This window comes from Longimonas halophila (genome assembly GCF_002554705.1).
In the GTDB taxonomy this organism is placed as follows: Bacteria; Bacteroidota; Rhodothermia; order Rhodothermales; family Salinibacteraceae; genus Longimonas; species Longimonas halophila.
This window is the reverse complement of sequence record NZ_PDEP01000005.1, coordinates 47,455-69,050: the sequence shown is the minus strand read 5'-3', so window position 1 is coordinate 69,050 and position 21,596 is coordinate 47,455. Positions and strand designations below refer to the sequence as shown.

At 61.5% G+C, this 21,596-nt stretch carries 15 protein-coding genes; 5 read left to right on the top strand and 10 right to left on the bottom strand.

The annotated features are described in order from the left end of the window. Positions 1-127: 127 nt before the first annotated feature. From CRI93_RS06575 to CRI93_RS06555, 5 genes are all read right to left on the bottom strand, one after another. Complete coding sequence (locus CRI93_RS06575; RefSeq protein WP_098061830.1) at positions 128-1,273, bottom strand: hypothetical protein; 1,146 nt, start codon at positions 1,271-1,273, stop codon at positions 128-130. 85 nt (positions 1,274-1,358) lie between these two features. Continuing rightward, on the bottom strand, positions 1,359-2,645 hold the full coding sequence (locus tag CRI93_RS06570) for an aminotransferase class I/II-fold pyridoxal phosphate-dependent enzyme (RefSeq protein WP_098061829.1): 1,287 nt from the start codon (positions 2,643-2,645) through the stop codon (positions 1,359-1,361). 559 nt (positions 2,646-3,204) lie between these two features. Beyond that, positions 3,205-3,858 carry a DUF5683 domain-containing protein gene (locus CRI93_RS06565; protein ID WP_141491600.1) on the bottom strand — a complete coding sequence of 218 codons (654 nt, stop codon included), beginning with the start codon at positions 3,856-3,858 and terminating at the stop codon, positions 3,205-3,207. 44 nt (positions 3,859-3,902) lie between these two features. After that, on the bottom strand, positions 3,903-4,865 hold the full coding sequence (locus CRI93_RS06560; RefSeq protein ID WP_098061827.1) for a ParB/RepB/Spo0J family partition protein: 963 nt from the start codon (positions 4,863-4,865) through the stop codon (positions 3,903-3,905). 75 nt (positions 4,866-4,940) lie between these two features. After that, positions 4,941-5,879 carry an AAA family ATPase gene (locus CRI93_RS06555; protein WP_098061826.1) on the bottom strand — a complete coding sequence of 313 codons (939 nt, stop codon included), beginning with the start codon at positions 5,877-5,879 and terminating at the stop codon, positions 4,941-4,943. A 347-nt stretch (positions 5,880-6,226) separates the two neighbouring features. Between CRI93_RS06555 and CRI93_RS06550 the strand changes: the two genes are divergently transcribed. From CRI93_RS06550 to rpiA, 5 genes are all read left to right on the top strand, one after another. Further along, positions 6,227-8,338 (top strand): ATP-dependent helicase, encoded by a 2,112-nt coding sequence (locus CRI93_RS06550; RefSeq protein ID WP_098061825.1) that lies wholly within the window; start codon positions 6,227-6,229, stop codon positions 8,336-8,338. A gap of 39 nt (positions 8,339-8,377) precedes the next feature. Then, positions 8,378-8,833 carry a GNAT family N-acetyltransferase gene (locus tag CRI93_RS06545; protein ID WP_098061824.1) on the top strand — a complete coding sequence of 152 codons (456 nt, stop codon included), beginning with the start codon at positions 8,378-8,380 and terminating at the stop codon, positions 8,831-8,833. A gap of 99 nt (positions 8,834-8,932) precedes the next feature. Then, on the top strand, positions 8,933-10,180 hold the full coding sequence (locus CRI93_RS06540; protein WP_098061823.1) for an ABC transporter permease: 1,248 nt from the start codon (positions 8,933-8,935) through the stop codon (positions 10,178-10,180). Between the two features lie 61 nt (positions 10,181-10,241). After that, positions 10,242-11,471 (top strand): ABC transporter permease, encoded by a 1,230-nt coding sequence (locus CRI93_RS06535; protein ID WP_098061822.1) that lies wholly within the window; start codon positions 10,242-10,244, stop codon positions 11,469-11,471. 539 nt (positions 11,472-12,010) lie between these two features. Beyond that, complete coding sequence (rpiA, locus tag CRI93_RS06530; protein WP_098061821.1) at positions 12,011-12,703, top strand: ribose-5-phosphate isomerase RpiA; 693 nt, start codon at positions 12,011-12,013, stop codon at positions 12,701-12,703. A 50-nt stretch (positions 12,704-12,753) separates the two neighbouring features. On the opposite strand, the gene CRI93_RS06525 is transcribed toward rpiA, so the two are convergent. From CRI93_RS06525 to CRI93_RS06505, 5 genes are all read right to left on the bottom strand, one after another. After that, positions 12,754-13,812: an NHL repeat-containing protein gene (locus CRI93_RS06525; RefSeq protein WP_176521742.1), complete on the bottom strand. Its 1,059-nt coding sequence runs from the start codon at positions 13,810-13,812 to the stop codon at positions 12,754-12,756. Positions 13,813-14,127: 315 nt separating this feature from the next. Continuing rightward, positions 14,128-15,237: an NHL repeat-containing protein gene (locus CRI93_RS06520; RefSeq protein ID WP_141491598.1), complete on the bottom strand. Its 1,110-nt coding sequence runs from the start codon at positions 15,235-15,237 to the stop codon at positions 14,128-14,130. 506 nt (positions 15,238-15,743) lie between these two features. Then, positions 15,744-17,216 carry a sugar porter family MFS transporter gene (locus CRI93_RS06515; protein WP_098061818.1) on the bottom strand — a complete coding sequence of 491 codons (1,473 nt, stop codon included), beginning with the start codon at positions 17,214-17,216 and terminating at the stop codon, positions 15,744-15,746. Between the two features lie 54 nt (positions 17,217-17,270). Then, positions 17,271-19,763 carry a glycoside hydrolase family 31 protein gene (locus tag CRI93_RS06510; RefSeq protein ID WP_098061817.1) on the bottom strand — a complete coding sequence of 831 codons (2,493 nt, stop codon included), beginning with the start codon at positions 19,761-19,763 and terminating at the stop codon, positions 17,271-17,273. Between the two features lie 83 nt (positions 19,764-19,846). Further along, positions 19,847-21,502: an alpha-amylase family glycosyl hydrolase gene (locus CRI93_RS06505; RefSeq protein ID WP_098061816.1), complete on the bottom strand. Its 1,656-nt coding sequence runs from the start codon at positions 21,500-21,502 to the stop codon at positions 19,847-19,849. Positions 21,503-21,596 lie beyond the last annotated feature (94 nt).

Below are 21,596 nucleotides of genomic sequence, written 5' to 3'. Positions count from 1 at the left end.
CCGTGAAGCTGGGCGGGGTGGTGGACGAAGCACGGCGCTTCGCTTTCCTCTACATCTCGAATGCATTGCGGCTCGTCATTAGACGCGAACGGAGGCCTCTTGGCTACAGAACGGGATTCTGCACGGGCTACTGCAGGGCGATTTCGAAGAGAGCATACTCTTTGTCGCGGATAGCACCGATGGACTCAATGGCGTTTTTAAGGCGTTCGTTGGTGTCGAGCACCCAACTGGTTTCGCAGGCGTCGTAGCCATATTCGGGGCCGCGCTCCATCGTTTCGAGCACCATGAGGGCGTCGATTCCTTTGCCCTGATAGGCTTTGCGGATGCCCATAAGCGGCATGCGCAGTTCGCTGATGCCGTAGGTGGTTCGCATGAGCAACGTCCACCATCCGGTGGGGAAGAGGCGTCCGTCGTCAAGGTGGCGCAGCGCCTGGTTGATGTTGGGCAGCGAGAGCGCAAAGGCCACGGGCTCGCCCTCGTGCTCGACGAAGTAGACCAGGCGCGGGTCGTATACCTGCTTGAGGCTATCGACGAGCTGGGTGAACTCGGCCTCGCTCATGGGCACGTGGCCCCAGTTTTCGGACCACGCTTCGTTGTAGATGTCGAGCAGGGTGCGCGCTTCATCGTACAGATTGTCGGGGTCGATGGTGCGGAGCGACAGCCCCGGCGTACGGCGCTTTACGATATCGACGCCGCGCCGCAGCCGGTCGTATTTGGCGTAGCGCTTGTGGGCGTAGTAGGCCCACATCGTCATGGAGCGCTCGAAGCCGTAGTCGGTGAGCAGATCGGCGTAGTACGGCGGGTTGTACGGCATGAGCACCGAGGGACGCCGGTCGAAGCCGTCGACGAGCAGGCCTGAGACGTCGTTCAGCGACGGGTTGGTGGGTCCGCGCATCCGAATGCAGTCGCGGGCGCGCAGCCACGACTCGGCGGCGTCGAGCAGCGCCTTGGCAACGGCGGGGTCGTTTTCGGTCTCGAAGAAGCCGAAGAAGCCGGTGTCGTCGTCGTACTTCTGCAGGTGCATCCCGTTGATGATGGCGGCGATGCGCCCGCACACCTGTCCGCTGGCATCTTCGGCGAGGAAGAGCTGCATCTCGCCGTGGTCAAAGAACGCGTTTTTGTCGGGGTTGAGGGTGGCGTGCTCTTCGCGGCGCAGCGGCGGGACCCAATTCGGATAGCGTTCGGGGTAGAACTGGTATGGCCAGTCCACGAACGCATCGCGGTCGGCACGCGAGGTGACGGGACGAATTTGAATGGGAGCAGAGGCAGCCATAGGGCACAGGGGCAAGCATCAAACACCGAGGCGCGACCCTGCAGGGAGCAGCGCCGCGCCTCGTGCAATACGAAACAGCAGAATGTTAGTGGACTCCGTTCGAGCCAATCACGCCGTGGCGGGTACCTACTTTGTAGAAGGCCTCCAGGATGCGGTCGAGGTCCTCGTCGGTGTGCGTGGCCATGTAGGACGTGCGCATGAGCGACTGCCCTTTCGGTACGGCGGGTGGCACGACGGCATTTACGAACACGCCCTCTTCGAGCAGGTCGCGCCAGAAGCGAAAGCACGTTTCCATATCGCCCACGACGACCGGAATGATGGGCGTTTCGCTATCCCACACGTCGAAGCCTTGCTCGCGGAAGCCCTCGCGCATGTAGTCGGAAACCTCCCAGAGGCGCTCCAGGCGCTCGGGCTCTTCTTCGAGAATGTCGAGGCACTTGAGCACGGTGGCCACATTGGCGGGCGGCATCGAGGCGCTAAAGATGTGCGGCGAGCTTTCGTGACGCAGATACTCGATCACGTCTTCGTCGCCCACGCAGAAGCCGCCCAGCGAGGAGAAGCTCTTCGAGAACGTACCGGTGATGAGATCCACGTCTTGCAGGCGCCCGTAAGTTGAGGCCGAGCCCTGCCCTTTGGGCCCAATGACGCCGATGGCATGGGCGTCGTCGAGCATGAGCGCCGCGTTGTAGGTGCGGGCCAGCGAGATGAGGCGCGGCACATCAGCAATTTCGCCACTCATCGAGAACACGCCATCGGTGGCAATGAGCTTGCCCTTGTCGGGGTGGCGCTCATGCGCCCGCTCCAGCATCTGCTCCAAGTGGTCGAGGTCGTTGTGACGGTAGCGTCGCGTTTCGGCGTAGCTCATCTGCGTCCCCGCCACAATGCACGCATGATTGTCTTTATCGGAGAAGATCATGTCGCCCTTCCCGGCGATCGCCTGCACGACCCCCATGTTGGTCATGTATCCGGTAGAATACAGGATGCATGCCTCGGCCTCCATGAAATCGGCCAGACGCTCTTCAAGCTGCAGGTGCAGGTCGAGCGTACCGTTCAGGAAGCGACTGCCCGTACAGCCCGTGCCGTAGGTCTTTATGGAAGAGGCGGCTGCTTCTTGCACGCGCGGGTCGGACGTGAGGCCAAGGTAGTTGTTTGATCCCGCCATAACGACCTCTTCGCCATTCATGATGGCGCGGGCCCCGTCGTTTCGCTCAATGGGGCGAAAGTACGGATACAAGTCGGCCTCTTTCGCCTTAGCATAGTCACCATCCGGATCAAAAAACTGATGGCACTTATCAAACAGCGAAGGACGCGCCGCAGCATCGTTAACGGTATCGGTTGGGGCGGTTGGGGATGACGCAGAAGTATCTGACATACAGTTGGTTGCAACGTGTGGCAATAGCGGTGCGGCGAGCACGAGGCTCCGCTTCTCTTGTCCGCTTCTATGCGTCTTTATAGCGGTCGCAAATTAGCACGAAACGCTTGCATGACGCGGCATGCGGCTGTAAAGGAGTGGGGGTAGAGGCCCCGCGGTTGTGGGGGTTTGCTCGGCGTACCGAGTGCGTGTGGTATGTAGCCGCCCGCATTACACGGAAAGTAACAACCGCTCGGTACGGATGTCCTGGTGCGCGTTGCCCCCTCGTGCTCAGGCGCAACTTCTATGCGGCAACAGGACTGTACATATTGAGCGCACGTTACAAGGATTCGTTGTCTGCACCGTCATATACAACGTATACGGAAAATCACGGAGGAACGGCTCTCTTTTTCGCACGAGCTATATAACGGACTCGAAATGTACTGTTCGTTCTGATGCCAGTCCCTGACCTTCCCAAAAGCCTCTTCACAATGTATCTTGAAGCGGCTTTCATGATCATCACGTGCGCCAAACCCAACGATTCCCCCATGCTACCGTCACACGTTTACTGTGCGGCTACCTACCGAAATCGCCATGTGGCCCGCAGTCCGGGCGTCCGCGTTGTGGGCACCAGTGTGGGCTGTATCCGCATGGCCAGGCCGTCGCCCACGTCGAACGTGAGCAGGTGCGCACTTACATACGCATCAACGATGGTGAGTGCGTAGAATGCGCCTGTACCGATAATCATGAGGTTGCGCTGGCGCTGAAATGCATCGCGCTGCCGACGAATCAGATTGGCTGACGCGCCCTGGCCCAGTTCGCCAAGTGCTTCGTTGTACTGCGGCTCGTACTGCGCAAATGGATTACTACCGCCGTTTTCTTCAGCTTCGTTCTGCCCCACAGCAAACTGATTCGCGCGCCGGTAGAGCATATACCGATTCTGATTTCGGATCGCGTTGTAGATAAACCCACCCAGCCCGGCGTATACGAACGGGAGTTTGATGTACTGACGGTTGTAGACTTGCCCCCAGCCCGGCAGTGCCGCCGCCCGCCACAGCGCCCGGCGGGGCGTGTGATTTTCCGGGTAGCCCTGTGCACGCAACCGCTCGGTGCGCACACTATCGGGCTGGGCATGAGCCGGATGCGCCGTCATGCCTCCAAGCGTGCCCCCGACAAGCACGATGCCCAGTAGTGCCCCCAGGATCGTGCGCCAGCGGCCTGATGCAACAAGCATGGTGCGGCCTACGGATTCAAAGATACACACGTGCATCAGGGACCTTACGCATCCAAGACTTCAAGCAGGCGCTCCAGATCTTCCTCGGAGTAGTAGGCGATCTCAATGCGGCCCTCGCCTTCGTTTTCTTTATGGTGAATGTGTACCTGCGTGCTGAGGCGCGAGCGCAGCCGTTTCCGGTAGTCGTTGAGCTGCAGCTTGGTGCGGCTGGGCCCTGTATCCGTTTCTGTATCGGGCGCCGCTTCTTCCTCCTCAGACTCCTCTGCGGCTTCTTGGGTGGCGTGCCAGGCCCGTGCACGCGCCTCCACGTCGCGCACCGACAGGCTCTCTTCAATAATCTTGCTGAGCAGCTCTTTCTGCGCATCCAGATCGTCGATTGTGACAAGGGCGCGGGCATGGCCCATGGCCACCTCGCCGTCGCGCAGGGCGGCCTGCACCACGGGGGGCAGACGCAGCAGACGCAGGAAGTTCGCTACCGAAGCGCGGCTCTTGCCCACTTTTTCGGCGACTTCGGACTGCGTGAGCCCCACTTCGTCCATAAGCCGATGGTAGCCCAGCGCCACCTCAATGGGGTTCAATTCTTCGCGCTGCACATTCTCCACCAGCGCCATCTCCAGCATCTGCTCCGAATCCGCACGGCGCACGAACGAGGGCAGATGCGTAAGACTGGTGCGGCGGGCCGCCCGCCAGCGGCGCTCGCCCGAGATGATCTCGAACTCGCCGTTGCCGAGCGCGCGGACCGTAATCGGCTGAATAATGCCCATCTGTTCGATAGACGCCGCCAGTTCATCGAGCGCGTCCTCGCTAAAAGATTGGCGCGGCTGGTAGCGGTTCGGACGGATCGCGTCAATGGCCACGTCGGCCACGCGCCCCACCATGCGCTCCTCGTCGCTGTCGAACTGGTAGAGTTGACTCTGGCGCACGGTGCCGTCGCGCTCGCCGTCATCATCACCGTCAGCGGGAAGGAGCGCGTTCAGTCCGCGTCCGAGTGCAGAGTTGTTAGCCATAGCAAAGTGGGGTTAGACCGAGATGCGCCTCGTATCCACAAGACCACGGGCGCATCCCAAGAAAACGAGTGCGAGTTACGAGTTGGAGAGCGAGAAGCCGTTGGCCGGGGTCGACGAGCGACGGGGCGGCGCGGGCTCTTCCGAGTCGGGCGTGGGGATGCCGTCCGACGCATCGCGGGCGCTCTCAGGAGCGGGTTGGGCATCGGTATCCGCGGTGGGGGTGCCATTGGAAGCCGAAGCCGATTCTTCTGCTTCATTGGCCTCTACGATCTCGCGGGCCAGCGCAATGTAGTTGCGCGCGCCCTTGCTCGACGCATCATACAGAATGACAGGCTTGCCGAAGCTTGGCGCCTCCGAAAGCCGCACGTTGCGCTGCACAATCGTCTCGAATACCTGATCGCCAAAGTAGCGGCGTACCTCCTTCGCCACCTGATTCGACAGCCGCAGTCGCGTGTCGAACATCGTAAGGAGCACACCCTCAATCTCCAGGTCCGGATTCAGGTGCTTGCGCACAATCTTGATGGTGTTCAGCAGCTGCCCGAGTCCCTCCAGCGCAAAATACTCGGCCTGCACCGGAATGAGCACCGAGTTGGCCGCAGTAAGCGAGTTCAACGTGAGCAGTCCCAGCGAGGGCGGGCAGTCAATCACCACAAAGTCGTACATGCGGCGCAAGCGCGTGAGCACCTTCGACAGGATGCGCTCGCGCTCATCCACCTCAATCATCTCGATCTCGGCCCCCACCAGGTTGATGTGGCTGGGCATCAGATCCAGAAACGGGATGTCGGTCGTCACGACCACATCCTCTGGATCCACCTGCCCGGTAAGCGCATCGTAGATCGACGCATTCAGGTCTTTCGGCGCTACGCCAATGCCCGAGGTACAGTTCGCCTGCGGATCAATGTCGAGCAGCAGCGTCGAGTACTCGGTCGCCGCCAGCGACGCCGCCAGGTTAATCGCCGACGTGGTTTTGCCCACGCCGCCCTTCTGATTCGCAACCGCGATGACCTTTCCCATAGAAACCCGCTTTACTCGATGCAACTGCGTTGAGGTATGCGTACGGTGTAACCTACAACACACTGCCCCGCAATGTCCACCGTCCCCCACTCATTTTTCTCGAAAGGATGGTGGAGCAGATCAAGGCACTCCATCATCTCGGTCCCCTGCAGATTGAAAAGTCAGGAGGAAGCCCCGCTTCATGCCCGCTCCAGCATATCGTCCGGACCGCCGGAGGGCGCGCGGCTACGCCTCGGGATCACCCATGCGCGGGCGTAAGTTAGGGCAATCGCCCTGCCGGGGATGTGTACCGGTTTGGACTGTTCTGCTGCCGCTGCTCCTTCTGCTGCCTCATCCGTCGCTGCTCCATGGCCCGCCGCATCACGCTCGAACCCACTGGCTCTGGCACCGCCCCCGAGAACCTGACCGTTGACTACCGGGCCGAGCTGAACGATCAGCAGTACGCTGCCGCCACGGCCAACCCCGGTGCGCTGCTCATTGTAGCAGGCGCAGGCACCGGCAAGACCCGCACGCTCGTCTACCGGCTCTCGTATCTGGTGGAAACCGGGCTCGACCCGCGCTCCATTGTGCTGCTCACGTTTACGCGCCGCGCCGCCCGCGACATGATGACGCGCGCCGCCTCGCTCCTCGACGGACGCTGCCAGCGCGTACGGGGCGGCACCTTCCACAGCTTCTGCATGCAACTGCTGCGCACGCATGCCCCGGCGCTCAACCTTTCGCCCGACTTCACCATCCTCGACGCCTCCGACGCCGCCGACGTGCTCTCCATGCTGCGCACCCGCGGCGGATACCCCGACCGGGCCGACCGCTTCCCCAACAAGGGCACGCTGCAGTCCATGTTCTCGGACACCGTGAACCGAGACCGCTCGCTCTCGGAGGCCCTGAACGACCGCTACCCGCAGTTCACGCATCTGCACGACGACCTGCGCGAGCTGCAAGACACCTACCGCGCGTACAAAGCCGAGCACCACATGCTCGACTTCGACGACCTCTTGCGCCGCACGCACGAACTGCTGTCGCAGAACGACACCGTACGCCAGCAGGTGGCCGCACGCTGCCGCCATGTGCTCGTGGATGAGTACCAGGACACCAACGCGGTGCAGGCCGATCTCGTGCAGCAGTTTACCTCGGTCCACGGCAACGTCACCGCGGTGGGCGACGATGCGCAGAGCATCTACCGGTTTCGGGGAGCGGACTTCCGCAACATCTTTCGCTTCCCTAAGCAATACGACAACGCCCGCGTGCTGAAGCTGGAGCAGAACTACCGCTCTACACAGCCGATCCTGGATCTGGCAAATCACCTCATCGACCACGCCAACCGCTCGTACGACAAGACGCTCTTTTCGGACGCCGACACGGGCGACCTTCCGGCTATCGTACCTGCCGCCGACACCGCCATGGAGGCGCGTTTCGTTGGACAGATGGTGGCGCAGCTTCGTGAGCAGGGCGTGCCACTCCGCGACCAGGCCGTGCTCTTTCGCAGCAGTCACAACAGCTACGATGTCGAGATTGAACTGGGCAAACGCAACATTCCATATGTCAAGTACGGCGGCACAAAGCTGAGCGAGGCCGCGCACATCAAAGACGTGCTGGCACATCTGCGCGTGGCTGAGAATCCCGACGACGCCGCAGCCTGGAATCGCATCTTGCAGCTGATTCACGGCATCGGTCCAAAAACCGCGCAAGACCTCATCGACTGGCTCACCGACGACGACCACAGCGCGTTTGTGGTCGACGAGCAGGGCCACTTCGCCCAGCGCTACCTCGACACGCTCACGCAGCTGCTGAACACACTCCGCAGCATCCGCCCCGACGAGCAGCCGCTTACCGAGCAGATGGAAGCGGTGCTCACCTACTACCGTCCGCTGTTCGAGGAGGCCTACCCCGACGACTACCCCAAGCGCGAGTCGGATCTGGAGCACCTGGCCCCGCTCGCGGCCCGCTACGACAGCCGCCAGCGCTTTCTGGCCGATCTTACGCTCGACCCCATTGAGCTTACCGCGCTCGACCAGGAAGGCGCCACCGACGACGAGGCCCCGCTCGTGCTCTCCACCATCCACTCCGCGAAGGGCCTCGAATTCCACAGCGTGTTTCTCATCCACGCGCTGGACGGCACACTGCCCTCGCAGTACGCGCTCGACGAACCTGGCGGTCTGGACGAGGAACTCCGCCTGCTGTACGTAGCCGTAACACGGGCCGAGGAGAACCTCTTCATCTCGTACCCCATGCTGCAGACGAGCCGGTACTACGGCGATACGATGGCCTCGCGCAGCCGCTTCCTGGAGAACGTGCCCGAGTCGATTCTGGAACCGGTGGAGTTGGTGGAGGCCCCGCCCGAATCCACCTCCGACGCGCTGCCAGAGTCCCCGGAGCCGGAGGCGCTGCCCACGCCCGACGACGACAACACATCCGCACCGAAATCTGACCTTTCGGAGCCTGAGGACGGGTTGCCGTTTTGACGTCGTCCTATCGCATCCCCCTGTTTACTCTGCTCTTGCATGACCGCCCCCACCGACCTGCGCATTGCATCCATCTCGCGCGATGAGCGTCCGCTGATTCGCACGCTCAACGAGTCCATTTTTGGGGATACGGAGGTCATTCGCACCTTCGACCGCGCCGACCTGATGATGCTGGTGGCGTGGCTGCGTGGTACGCCGGTTGGCTTTAAGGTGGGCTACCAGCTTCAGCCGCGTGTTTTCTACAGCGCAAAGGGCGGCGTTGTACCCAAGGCGCGGCGGCAGGGCATTGCGCGGGCGCTCCTGCACGCCATGCTGGAGCGGGTACAGACGAGCGGCTATCGGCGGTTTGTATTCGACACGTTCCCGAACAAGCATCCCGGCATGACGATTCTGGCGCTGAACGAAGGGTTTCGGGTGATTCAGGCAGGCTACAACCCCGAGCACAGCGACTACCGCCTGCGCTTTGCCCGTTCGTTTCCGCCTGCCGACGAGTGAAAACGCCAACAGGCCTGTTGATGCGGCAGGCTGTAACCATCGTTCGCGGCCATACGTACGTGGGGTGCTGTTGCCTCTCGCATCAACCTGTACTGCTCTGTGCGTCGTTTTCTATTCGACCTGGTGGAAGGCCTTCGTATTGCCCTGAACGCCATCTGGGCCAACCGTCTGCGGGCGGTGCTCACCACGCTGGGTATTGTGATTGGCATTGTGTCGGTCACCCTCATGGCCGCGCTCATTAATGGCGTAAACAACGAGTTCGAGGAGACGCTCTCTACGCTCGGCGCCGATGTGATGTACGTGAGCAAGTTTCCGTGGGGCGCCAACGTGAATGTGGACTGGTGGGAGATGGCCAACCGTCCGGCCATTTCGCCTGAGCTTGTGAACACTATTCAGGAGCGCTCGGACTATGCTTCGTTCGTAGCCCCCATGACGAGCACGGGCCGCACGGTGTCGTACCGCAACCGCTCGGCCCGGGCCAGCGTGACGGGCTCCTCGCCCCTGTACGGGCAAATTCGCGGCGTGGAGCTGTCGCAGGGCCGCTTCCTTACGCAAAGCGATGAGCGCGGCGCTCGCACGGTGTGCGTGGTGGGGGCCTCAATTGCCGATGAGCTGTTTCCGAGCGGAGCCGCCCTGGGCCAGCCGGTACGCATGGGCGCGGCCTCGTGCACCGTGGTGGGTGTTATTGAGCGCGAAGGCGCCGGCCTCTTCGGCGGCGATGGGAGCCACGACAATACGGTTATCATCCCGTTCAGCACGTTCGAGCGCCTCTTTGGCATCAGCCGGTGGCGCAGCATCACCATTATGGTGAAGGTAAACGGCACCGAGATTATGGCTCCAGCCGAAGATGAACTCACCGGCATCTTGCGCACGGCCCGGCAGCTCGATCCGACTGAGGCCGACAACTTCGAAATCAACCAGCAGGACCAGGTGCGTGCGTCGTTCTCTACGGTGCGCATCGCCATTTACGGCGTGGGGCTGTTTCTGACGGCGCTGGCGCTGGTCGTGGGCGGCATTGGCGTGATGAACATCATGTTCGTGTCGGTCAAAGAGCGCACCAAGGAGATTGGCATCCGTAAGGCCGTGGGGGCAAAGCGCTTCACCATCCTGCTGCAGTTTCTAATTGAGGCCGTGATTGTCTGTCTCATTGGCGGACTCATTGGCATTGGCGTAACCGCGGGCCTTACCACGCTTATTAGCAACACGCTGGGCATTGCGGCCCCGCTTTCGCCCCAGGTGGTTGCCATTGCCTTTGTCATCTGTGTAAGCGTGGGCGTGCTCTTTGGCATTGCCCCCGCCTGGCAGGCTGCCCAGGCACGCCCCATCGACGCCCTGCGCTACGAGTAGCCGTCATGGGCTGCCGCGTCGCTGCCGTTCACAATCTGTTTCTTGAATCCTCCTGTTTGCCGTGAACCTGATTGAAGCGTTTTGGTCGGCCCTCCGCGCCTTGCGCGCCAACCTGACCCGTTCGGCCCTTACGCTGCTTGGCATGGTCATTGGCGTGTTTGCCGTCATTGCGGCGGTGACGGCAGTCGATGTAATCGACACCTACTTTAAGGAGTCCATCCAGCAGTACGGCACCAACACGTTCTCCGTGAAGCGCCACGGCGACCAGTTTGTGGGGCCGCAGCGCGGACGCACGTATCGTCCGCCGGTAACTTACAACCAGGTCGAAACGCTGCGCGAGCGGGTAGGCGGCACCTACGACGTGAGCGTGCTTGAGCAGTTCGCCTGGCGCGAGCGAGCCCAGTCGCGCTTCGAAGAAACCGAGGCCGCCATCGAACTGCACGGTACCGATGCGTTCTTCCTCGACAACTACGGCTTCACGCTGGAGGCCGGGCGCCCCTTCACCGTTCAAGACGTGCGCAACGGGCGGCCCGTCGCAATGCTCGGTGCACCCGTGGCCGAGACGCTCTTCCCCAACGAAACGCCCATCGGCAAAACCGTGCGCATCGGGCGGGTGCGCCTGGAGGTGGTGGGCGTGCTCGAAGCCAAAGGCGGCTTCCTGGGGCTCGATCCTGACTCGCGCATCTACGCCCCCATCACGCATCTTCTGGCCACTTACGGCGACGGCGGGCGCGATATGAACAGCGTGAGCGTGCGCGTAGGAAACGAAGCCCAGATGCAAGCTGCTCAAGATGCTGTCATCAGCCAGATGCGCGTCATCCGCCAAGTCGATGCAGGGGCCGAAAATAACTTCGAAATTGAAACCAATGCCTCCGCCCGCAGCACCTTCGACACGTTCACCGCTACGCTCACCATCGCAGGCGCCGGCATCGGACTCATTGCACTCGTCACCGCCGGCATCGGCATCATGAACATCATGCTGGTGTCTGTTACCGAACGCACCCGCGAGATCGGTGTGCGCAAGTCCGTGGGCGCCAAAAAGCGCGACATCCTGGGGCAGTTTCTGCTGGAGGCGGTCGTGCTCTGCCAAATCGGTGGGCTGCTTGGCATTGGACTCGGCGGGGCCTTTGGGAACCTGGTGGCCGTCTACTTCGATATCGGCATGTCCTTTCCATGGGGATGGGCCGTGGGTGCCGTCATCGGCGTCACGCTCATCGCCGTCGCGTTTGGCGGATACCCGGCCTATAAAGCCGCTCGGTTGGATCCGATCGAGTCGTTGCGATACGAGTAGGCGGCGGCCAGCTTTTTAGCAGCATGTCTTGCCGCTCATTCGGTCTTGTAGGGCGAATGGACCTGCTGTGTGCACCACGAGTCGCAGTGGCATCGCTCCCGCCGTGCGCAGTCCCGCGTCCTATCTCACACTCAGGACGCCGGAGCGTCCGCATGCGCGTCCAACGGGGGACCGTTGGATGCAGCAAACAGGAGGTTGGTACGTGAACGAAAACCCTCCTTCTGACGGGCGCGGGCCGTATCTGTTTAGCCCTCTCGTCGCATGGCACAACAGGCATGACCTACGGCCCCTCCGCCGTGCGACGCAGACTGTTCAGGGGCTCTGCCCCGCTAACCCGGCCTGAAGGTCGCCCAGGACGTCCCCCCGTGAGCATGCGGTCGCTACCGAGACGCCGTACCAGGGGCAAGACCTGTCAGGTTTTCGAAACCTGACAGGTCTACAGATACCGCTATTTGCCCAATCTCTGCTTGCAGTTGCAGGCCGTAGCTGAGAAATTCCAGTGCACTTGTTTTCCACGCCTTCCCCTGCTACACTGCTCCATGCCCAACGCCTCAGCCGCCAAACAAGCCGCCGGAACCGCCGCTGCCGATCTCGTCGAGTCGGGCATGACGCTCGGACTGGGCACCGGCTCCACCACCGCCTGTGCGCTGGAGGCGCTGGGCACGCGCATCCAAAACGACGGACTCGACATAGTCGGCGTGCCCACCTCGTTTGCCGCCGAGCGCCTGGCGAATCAGCACGACATCCCCCTCACCACCCTCGACGACGTGCCACGCCTTGACCTCGCCCTCGACGGCGCCGACGAAGTGGACCCGGAGGGCCGCCTCATCAAAGGACGTGGCGCGGCGCACACGCGCGAAAAGGTCGTCGCCCACGCCGCCGAGCGCTTTGTCGTGCTCATCGACCCCTCAAAGCCCGTTGACGAACTGGGCCACGCATTTCCACTCCCCATTGAGATTGTACCCATGGCCCTGGGTCCTGTGCAGCGCCTCATCGAACAGCTCGGCGGACACCCAGAACTGCGCATGGGCGCTGCCAAAGACGGCCCGGTCATCTCCGATCAGGGGCTGTGGATCGTAGATGCCCACCTCGACGGCATCACCGATCCCGAAGCGCTCAACCGCACCCTCAACGACCAGCCCGGCATCCTCGACCACGGCCTGTTCTTGGATCTCGCCACCGATATTCTGTGCGGCGAGGCAAATGGCAGCGTGACGCATACCGTGGTGTAGCGTTTGTTTTGCATCCCGATACTGCATCCCTCACACAATCGGGTTATGCATCAGCGCGGCCACGCTTCAGCGTTAAGAGTAGCCCGGCGAATAGTGAGCCTGCCAAAGTCGGGGCCCTCGTCGTCCTCTATGAAATAGAAGGCATCCGTCACGCTCCTCAGCACCCCCGGCGTTTCAATTCCATGAGCGAGTAGCGTCCCCTCCCGATCGAACACGTCAAGAAAGTACCTGGGAGCGTCATCTCCCCTGTTTTTGTTTTGGTGCTGAACAAAGACGTAGTTCTGATGGACGAAAAGGTCGCGAATGGTGGAGTAGGGCTGACTGAACAGCTCGCGCCGGTCTGCCATGAAGGCTTCACGCGAATCGTACTGCTCTGATTCTGCCTCCAAAAACGCCGTAGACGGCGAATCCACGGGAAACGACACGACATGCTCTCCCTCCAATGTGTAGCTCTGGACGCCAGGGTTATGCACATTGGCCACAAACACCGTATCTCCTGCAACATTGCCTTTCCAGGTTGCCGTAAACGGCGTTTCGTCTACGAAGGCCATGTCCTGGAGGGGAGTCCCGTCTGCATCATACACCCGCACCGCACAGATCGAAGACTCACACGCATTGGGCCCAATGGTCACCATCCGAGAACGCCCCCCGTGCTCCACCGGAAACAGATGGTCGGTCTGAATGGCCCGGCCCCACATGGCTACATGATTCAGTGCAGCATCGAACACCTGGATACGCAAGTTGCCACGTTCGTACACGAAGATCTGTTCGGAATCGGGATCCGGCTTCATTTCAAACGGCATCTGGACATCGCCTGGCCCCTGACCCAACTGTCCGGTTTCGGCAAGGCGCGTGCCATCGTGGTCGTAGATGGCGATCTGATGGCTCTGATAATCGGCAATATAGATGCGCTCCGCGGTAATGTGCGGGTTGATGATCGCAGTCAGGGGAACCGTCTCATCGCCTTCCAGCACGGTCTCGCCTGTGACGGTGAAGGCGTCGTCGAAGGGAGTGGGATCGGCTTGTCCCCGTGCGTTCGCTGCGGTAAGGGCGGCCACAACGAACAGCAGCCCTGTCAGCATGCAGTGCGTACGTAGACCATGTGGCATAGTGATCGTGGCGTTTTTTTTTGCGTTGGCGACCTGCAACAGACAGATGTGAAGTCTACAAAAAAGAGGCGCCCTGCACAAGGACGCCTCTTTTTGCTACGCCGATACTGGTATTTCGTAACTGGTCAGCGGTTGGTGATACTGTGCGAAGTGCCGTTGCGTCGTTAGGGGAGACGCAAGGGCACTCTTGTTACCGTCCCTGCCCCGCCACAATGTCGGCGGCTTCGTGCTCTTGGGACATCTGTTCGAGCGTTTTGCCCATCGTTTCTTCGATGTACTGCTGCACGAACACGATACAAAAGCCCCAAGGTAGCACTACTTTTTACGATGCAACGTCACAGTTTCCACATCGCCAGGCGGTGTATGTACGACAACGAAAAACGTCTCCCCAGCGTCGACGAGTTCGCCGTCTGCCGGGAAGCAGTGCATCGCAGCACGCTCTCTGCTTGCATCTTCATAGGTCCAGCGCTGACCGTCGTGCTTGTGGGCTCTGAGCACCCAGATCCCGCCTGCTGGATCGCCCTTCATCTCCAGAACGGGAGCAAACGTCTCTGGAAACGGGACCTCCTCAAGCGCACGGGGGCGGATCTCGCGATATGGATTTTCCCGTCCAAAAAGCACTTCACCTTCAGGAAATCTGCGATGTGCCCATGCCGCTTGGTCTTCATCTGTGATCGGAATCGGCTCTTGCTCTGCCAGCGGAAGGCGGCGCTCCAATGTGCCTTCCAGTGTTTCTATGATGATAGTGCCCGAACCGGGCGTCCATACGGCTCGGTGTCCGTCATGGGTGACGGTCCATGTCGTTTCGGGCCGAAACGGAACGGCTACGCTCATGCTTCGCATCACCTCGCCTCCGTCGATACGCACAGTGGGCTGCTCCTCCTCGATTTCATCAATAACCGTTTCCGCATCACCGGAAACCCGCAGTACCGTTTGCTGACTTTCTTGAAATGGGCTTACGCGCACAAGCAGGCCGTTACCTGCTTGTTCAAGGCGTGCGGCTACCCCCGACGCTTCCACGCGGCGCTCTTCTTGTGGCGTGCCATCGTGCATATATGCAAGAATGCGGTTGGCACCGGGCTGTGTGTCGAGTAGGTATACCGCGTCTTCGTCAACAGCCAACCCCTGTGGGTTTTGCACCTCGCCCGGTCCTTCTCCCTTTGCTCCCCAGGCCATGTACGAACCCGATTCCAAATCGAACCGATGTAGCACCGGATCCGACTGGGTCAGCACGAAAACCGTCTGATCGGCCACCCGTGCAGTTACAACCTCATGAAGGATCTGCTCTTCTCCAAGGGTGTGAGCAATATCAGGCGATATGCAGTCGTTTTGGGCGTATGCAGTTGTCGATCCTATCGAGCAATAGCACCCAAAGACAAGAACAAGCGCACCGACCCAGATGGCACGTGGAGACCTGTTGCTCATGATGCAACACTGAATTCTAATACCAGATGCGAGACGTCGATGTATACGTTTGGTTGGAGGCCGCCCGGGATATGCGCTTCGCGCTCCTGATCCCGGGCTAAGGAAACCCATAGCCGGGGACCACTTGCGTCCCCGGCAACAGTAAGGCACGATTCGTCGCCCACCGATTGCAAACACCTCTCTGACGCTCTTACGCAGATGGTATAGCTCGTAGAGGGGTATGCACTTGAACCAGAAGCTCATCATTTCCTGTATGATGACACGCACGGGGCGGAGCCCCGAATCATAGCGTCACGAGGCGGAGCCTCGCGACGAGAAGACAGAGGATGTTCAATAATGGGGTCACTGCATGTTTCTCAACATAAGAAAAGAGGCCAGATAATCAAGTTAGAACAGCCTGAATGCGGCTTCCCTTCGTGTTGTTGAACCCAGTCAGTATCCGTACAAAAAGAAACGCCCTCTTCCGAGAGCGCCTCTGTAGTTTTTGGGATACGTGGGCTACGTGTTTACGACCGCTGCCCCGCCGCAATGTCAGCGGCTTCGTGCTCTTGGGACATCTGTTCGAGCGTTTTGCCCATCGTTTCTTCAATGTACTGCTGCACGAATACGAACGCAATCACGCCAAAAGCGGCGTAGATGCCGTACGATACGCCCAATCCTACACTGGCGAGCAGCACCGGAAAGGTCATGGTAATCGTAAAGTTCGAGAGCCACTGCACCAGTCCCGCCATGGCCAGGGCAGCCCCCCGGAAGCGATTCGGAAACATCTCGCCGAGCATCACCCACATGATGGGGCCCCACGAGAATGCAAAGAACGCAATGTACGCATTCGCCGCCAGCAACGCCACGAGTCCGGCATCGTCGCTGAGTTGCAGCCCACCGTCTGGGCCGAGGCCCCCGGTGCTGAAGACAAAGGCCATCACTCCAAGTGCGGCAGCCTGCCCCAGCGCGCCAATCAGTAGGAGCGGACGGCGACCCACTTTGTCGATGAGCGCAATCGCGATGAAGGTAAACCCGACGTTAACGGAGCCACTGATCACATTCTGCATCAGCGCGCTCGACTCGTCGAATCCGGCAGCCTGCCAGAGCGTAGCGCCGTAGTAAAAGATGACGTTGATGCCGGTGAACTGCTGCAGCGCCGCGAGCCCGAGTCCGACCCAGACGATGGGATGCACGCGCCCGGTGTGCTCACTGACGATGTCAGAGAGGCGCGGCTTGCGACTTCCCACGACCGTTTCCTTAATGTCGGCAACGGTTTGGCGCGCCGTCTCTTTGGCGTTAAGCAGGCGTTGCAGCACATCCTGCGCCTCCCCTTCGCGTCCGGCCGCCACCAGGTAGCGGGGCGACTCGGGAATAAACAGCAGGCTAATTAGGAAGATGGATCCGGGGATGATCTCCACCCAGTACATCCAGCGCCAGGCCGGAAAGTCGAACCAGAACAGGTCGGAGGCGCTTCCAGCCGCTCCCGCAATGAGGTAGTTGCTGAGGAACGCAATAAACAGCCCCACCACAATCATGAGCTGCTGCAACGTAGCCATGCGACCGCGAATGTGCGCGGGCGAGATCTCGCTGATGTAGGCCGGCGCCAGCACGCTCGCCGCCCCCACAGCGACGCCACCTACGATCCGAAAGAAGACGAACGAGGTCGAGCCCCACGCCACGCCCGAGCCCCACGCGCTAAAGATAAACAGGCAGGCCGTGGCAATCATTACCAGGCGGCGGCCAAACTTGTCGGCCACGGTACCGGCAAAGAACGCCCCCACTGCGCTTCCCAGCAGCATCGAGGCCACGTTGAAGCCGGTACCCACCGCATCCGAGTTGAACGCCTCTTGCAGCGCGTCCACGGTGCCGTTGATGACACCGCTGTCGAATCCAAACAGAAACCCGCCCAGGGCGGCGGACATCGAGATGAGGATGACCAGCAGGGTGTTGCCCTGACCTTCGTCGGGCGCGGGAATCTCTAAGTCGTTTTCTTGCATGGAGACGGGTGGGTCGATGCGCGTAGGTGAGTGCAGACGTGCAATGTAAGAATGCTACGGCAGCGATGCCAATTCGGCGTTTGGGATGCGCAGCGTGTGCGCGGTGTCGAGGGATGCATCCATAATTTGAATGTGTAGCTGCTGCGTGTCGGCGTCGTAGTGGAAGCCGCCGTTTTCGGCGACCTCCTCAGCCGAGTCGCGCTGCGGCAGGTCGGTGCCGTTGTGCATCACCGCCGTGGGCGCGTCGGCAAGGCGGTGCACGGTCGGTGCCAGCGTGCGCGTGGTGGGCTGCCCGTCGTACGATCCAGTAGCCGCTTCTACCGTGAGGTCAAGCGCGGGCATGCCGTCCACGGTATGGCGGGTCTGGTGCAGTGCGGTGGTCGCGTAGGCACCGTCTTCGTACGCCAGCGTGCTGCCGTCGTCTTCGTAGAGCGAGGCGCTGTACTGGGCATCGGGGCCTGGGTAGACGTCCAGGTGCAGTTCGTTTTGGGGCTGCGCGCCGGTGTGCGGTGCCACCGGACGCATTGGGATGATGCTTCCGGCCCGCACAAACAGCGGCATCTCATCAAGCGGCGCATCTACGGTGACGGACTGTCCGCCTGCGTGGGCCTCTCCGCTCCAGTAGTCGATCCACGTGCCTTGGGGCAGTTCAACTGTTTTCTCGCGCTGCCCTTCGGCCATGACCGGGGCTACGAGAAAGGCATCGCCAAAGAGGTAGGCGTCGTCATAGTTCGCAAGCGCCGGGTTGTCCGCATCCGCAAAAAAGAGCGGACGCGTAAGCGGCATGCCGGTGGTGTGGTTTTCGTGGGCGAGCGTGTAGAGGTACGGCATGAGGCGGTAGCGCAGCTGCACGTAGTCGCGCACAATGGACAGCGTTTCGTCGCTGAAGCGCGTGGGCTCGGTGGCCTGGTCGTCTACGCCGTGCGGACGCATGGTGGGCGTGAAGGCGCCATGCTGCAACCAGCGCGTGTACAGCTCGTCGGTCGTGGTGCCGTTGGTGAACCCACCCAGGTCGGAGCTGTAGTAGGCGAGCCCCGACAGGCTCATGTTCAAGAGCATGGGCGGCTGCGACTGGAGACCGGTGAAGCTGCGCCCTACGTCGCCCGACCACAGGAAGGTGCTGTAGCGCTGCATGCCTGCCGATCCGGCGCGCGTCAGGTTCACGAGGCGCTGGTTGGGACGCCAGTCGCGGTAGCCGTCAAAGAGCGTCTTGGCCCAGAGCAGGTTGTATGCGTTGTGCACCGAGGCCACGCTGCCTTCGTAGTGCCGCATGCCTTCGGGATGCTCTTCGGGCTCGCCGAGGTCGGTCCAGAGGCCGCCCATTTCCTCACCCATGAAGACGGGATACTGCCCCCACCACCAGGCGCGGGCGGCGGGATTCGTAAGGTCGACCAGCGCGGCCTGGCAACCTTCGTCGCTATTGGTCACCGATTCGGTGCACGACCACCAGTTGTCAATCAGATACGTGTCGCCGCTGTCGTCTTGGGCGAAGTAGCCCGCCTGGTCGCCCTCATCGAAGAGGTCCGATTCGGGAACGAGGAAGGGCTCGGTGATGGCAATCGTCTCGACGCCGTCGGCGCGCAGATCGCGCATCATCTGGAACGGCTCCGGGAAGCGCTCGCGGTTCCAGTCCAGGTCGCCCATGTGTTCGAACCAGTAGAGGTCGAGGATGAGCGCGTCAATGGGGATGTCGTTGGCGCGCAACTCGTCAACGATGGCGCGGGCATCGTCTTCGGTGCGGTAGCCGTACTTCGACTGGATGTAGCCGAGCGCCCATTTCGGCGGCATGGGCTGGCGTCCGGTGAGCGCGGTGTACTGCTCCAGTTGCGCCGGGACGTCCGGGGCTGCCATCAGGTAGTAGGTGAGGGCACCGCCCTCTACATCCACCGAAAAGGTATTGGATTCGGCAGCACCGATGTCGAGGCGCGTGGGCCAGGTGGTATCCACGTACAGTCCGTATCCGCTACTGGTAACGGCCAGCGGCACGTTCACCTTCATCTGCGGAGGCGCCTCCTGGTAGCCGTACTGCTGCGTGTTGTAGAGATCGAACGCCTTGCCGCGCAGGTTGAGCGATCCGGCACGTTCTCCGGTCCCGTAGACGCGGGTATCGTCGTCCAGGTGAAAGCCGAGGCGGTGGCCGTCGTCGTTACGGGTGTAGCGCGTGGATTCGCGGGTGAGCGGCGTGCCGTCGGCCTCCGTAAAGCGCAGTTGGAGCGGCGCTTTCTGCACGTGCACGGCCAGCGCCTCGCTGCGCACCCAGAGCGCATCCTCGCGGTCGCGCACGGTAGGCGGTGTAGCGCCCGCTTCTTGTACGACCGCAACCGACGAATCGGGGCGTGCGGCACTGGGCGCGGTCCAATCCACGCGCACGACGTCGGGGGCGTAGAAGGTGACATGCGCTGTGGCGCTGTCGCCTTCCACAACGACGGTAGACCCGTGCATGTCGTGGTCGATGTAGTTGCCGGTGGACTGCGCCCAGGCGGAGCCGGGCATCCAGAACAGCAGCAGGAGCAGGACACATCCGGCGTACCGAGACGGGGAGTTCATATACACGTAACAGGTTCGTCAAACAAAACAGAGAGCATACGGCCCCGAGAGGCCGCATGATGGAGAACGTGGACGCCCCGCGCTTACACGGGGTCTTCGTCGGAGGTCGCGTTTGACTCGGCGTCGCTCCAGATGATAGAGGTGGCCGGCGGCAGCAGGGCCCCGGCGTCGTTGGATCGCACCAGCGCATCGGACTCGTGCCACACGGTGCCGTAGCGCTCGCGGAGTTCGTCAGGCAAGATCACATCCGCCGCCTGTGCGCCTACGTTGTGCGCAATCAGGAGCGATTCGCCAGTATCGCTGCGGCGCTCATAGATGGAGAGGCGCTCAGGCATCCCTTCGTAGGTCACCGGATGCAGCGATCCACGGCGCAGGGCGTCGGTTTCGTGGCGCAGGTGGATGAGTTCGCGGTAGAGGTTGAGGAGCGAGCCGTCTTGCGCATCTTGCACCGATACCGGCGTCACGGTGCTGTCGGTGGAGTGCTCGGGCTCAATCCAGGTGGCGCGCAGGCTGTCTTCCTCGGCGGGGGCCCAGAGCATAGGCTCGCGGATGTTTGGATCGGGCTTGGTGCCGTACATCCCGATTTCTTCGCCGTAGTAGACGTAGGGCGAGCCCGGCAGCGTAAACAGCAGATACGCTGCGGTGCGCATATGCATTGGCTGAGGCAGTTCGTTCAGGATGCGCGGCTGGTCGTGATTCGTCAGGAACGTGGCATCAATAAAGGAGGGCGCGATGTCGTCGTAGGTCGCCCGCGTATCCGCCAGATCGACCGCCAGCGAGTCGCCCTCGCCGGTTTGAAACGCCTCGATGATGTTGCCCGAAAGGTCGAAGTTAAAGAGCGAGTGCAGCCCTTCGAAGTAGGGCGCGACCGCTTCGGCATCGTCCCACACTTCGCCCACAAGCAGCACGTCGGAGTCAGCAGCCTCCATTTCAGCGCGGAAGGTGCGCCACCAGTCTTTGGTATCGTCGGCGCGGTCGTCTTCGTAAATATGCTTTGCGGCGTCGAGGCGGAAGCCATCCACGCCTTTGTCGAGCCAGTATTCGCCAATGGAAATGATCGAGTCGCGCACAGCCGGGTTGTCGAAGTTGAGGTCGGGCATACCGCCCCAGAAGTAGCCGTAGTAGCGCTGGTCGTTGAGGGCCGCATCGACCGAGTCGACATCTTCGACCGGGTGCCACTGCTGTCTGTTATCGGTGTCGGGCCCGGCGTCTACCTCGGCTTCGGCGACGGCCTCTGCATCCTGCCAGACGTAGAAGTCATAGTACGGACTGGTCGTGTCGGCCACCGCCTGCTGAAACCACGGATGATCGCGGGCGGTGTGGTTCACCACCAGATCCATGATGATCTTGATATCGCGCGCCTCGGCCTCATCGAGCAGGCGCTCAAAGTCGTCCATCGTGCCGTAATCCGGATGGATGGCGCGGTAGTCGGTCACGTCGTACTTATGATACGAGGGCGACGGGTGCACCGGCAGCATCCAGATGGATTCGAAGCCCATCTCATCGATGTAGTCGAGCTTCTGAATCAGCCCCTCGAAGTCGCCAATGCCGTCGCCGTTGCCATCCGCAAAAGAGTGCACGAACACGTGGTAGGTGGTGCCATAGTGCCAAGCCGGTGCTTCGTCTTCATCAGGCGCGTCCGACCCGCCGCGGTCGCAGCCGGTCCACAGCATCAGGCTAAGCACAAGCACGGCCCATAGAGCAGGCACAACGCGGCGATTCCTCCAAGTCATCGTCATAAACAGCAGTGGGTTCAAGATGCAACAGCAAGCGCCACGGGGTTCAACGGGCGCTCCGAGTTTGGCGTGTGCTTCCTACGGGATGCGCGGGCGG

Coding starts and splice junctions, on each gene's coding strand:
- CRI93_RS06575 (WP_098061830.1), bottom strand. CDS start 1,273: ATGGCTGCCTCTGCTCCCATTCAAATTCGTCCCGTCACCTCGCGTGCC.
- CRI93_RS06570 (WP_098061829.1), bottom strand. CDS start 2,645: ATGTCAGATACTTCTGCGTCATCCCCAACCGCCCCAACCGATACCGTT.
- CRI93_RS06565 (WP_141491600.1), bottom strand. CDS start 3,858: ATGCTTGTTGCATCAGGCCGCTGGCGCACGATCCTGGGGGCACTACTG.
- CRI93_RS06560 (WP_098061827.1), bottom strand. CDS start 4,865: ATGGCTAACAACTCTGCACTCGGACGCGGACTGAACGCGCTCCTTCCC.
- CRI93_RS06555 (WP_098061826.1), bottom strand. CDS start 5,879: ATGGGAAAGGTCATCGCGGTTGCGAATCAGAAGGGCGGCGTGGGCAAA.
- CRI93_RS06550 (WP_098061825.1), top strand. CDS start 6,227: ATGGCCCGCCGCATCACGCTCGAACCCACTGGCTCTGGCACCGCCCCC.
- CRI93_RS06545 (WP_098061824.1), top strand. CDS start 8,378: ATGACCGCCCCCACCGACCTGCGCATTGCATCCATCTCGCGCGATGAG.
- rpiA (WP_098061821.1), top strand. CDS start 12,011: ATGCCCAACGCCTCAGCCGCCAAACAAGCCGCCGGAACCGCCGCTGCC.
- CRI93_RS06525 (WP_176521742.1), bottom strand. CDS start 13,812: ATGCCACATGGTCTACGTACGCACTGCATGCTGACAGGGCTGCTGTTC.
- CRI93_RS06520 (WP_141491598.1), bottom strand. CDS start 15,237: ATGAGCAACAGGTCTCCACGTGCCATCTGGGTCGGTGCGCTTGTTCTT.
- CRI93_RS06515 (WP_098061818.1), bottom strand. CDS start 17,216: ATGCAAGAAAACGACTTAGAGATTCCCGCGCCCGACGAAGGTCAGGGC.
- CRI93_RS06510 (WP_098061817.1), bottom strand. CDS start 19,763: ATGAACTCCCCGTCTCGGTACGCCGGATGTGTCCTGCTCCTGCTGCTG.
- CRI93_RS06505 (WP_098061816.1), bottom strand. CDS start 21,502: ATGACGATGACTTGGAGGAATCGCCGCGTTGTGCCTGCTCTATGGGCC.